Genomic DNA, 382 nt, shown 5'->3' with positions numbered 1-382 from the left:
TGAAGACTGTACAAAGTAATCCTTTGGGTGGTTATGATGTAGCAGCTACCGTCTATACTTTTACAAACAAGCCTGCTACAGTGACCCATACCCACACGGCAAGCGGAAAAACAACCCGCACGGAAGTGTATACTTACAGCTACGACCATGCGGACAGACTCTTGAAGGTGGAGCATACGCTAGGCGGCACCAAGATAACCCTTGCCGACTATGCGTATGACAACTTGGGCAGACTGCAATCAAAGTCCCTGCACGGAAGTGCCACCAACAAGCTGACGTATGCCTATAATGTCCGTGGCTGGCTGACGGGTATCAGTGGAACGAAGTTCACACAGAACCTGTACTACAATACCGGTAACGGCACTGCCAGGTACAACGGCAG

The 382-nt window shown here is 50.5% G+C and carries 1 pseudogene; it reads left to right on the top strand.

The features are described 5' to 3' along the window. Nucleotides 1-382: pseudogene (locus DXD65_RS21350) on the top strand (RHS repeat-associated core domain-containing protein); the annotation flags it as partial.

It is taken from the genome of Bacteroides sp. 4_1_36 (genome assembly GCF_003466325.1).
GTDB classification, from domain to species: domain Bacteria; phylum Bacteroidota; class Bacteroidia; order Bacteroidales; family Bacteroidaceae; genus Bacteroides; species Bacteroides uniformis.
The sequence above is the reverse complement of the archived record's forward strand: the minus strand, read 5'-3'. Positions and strand labels throughout refer to the sequence as shown.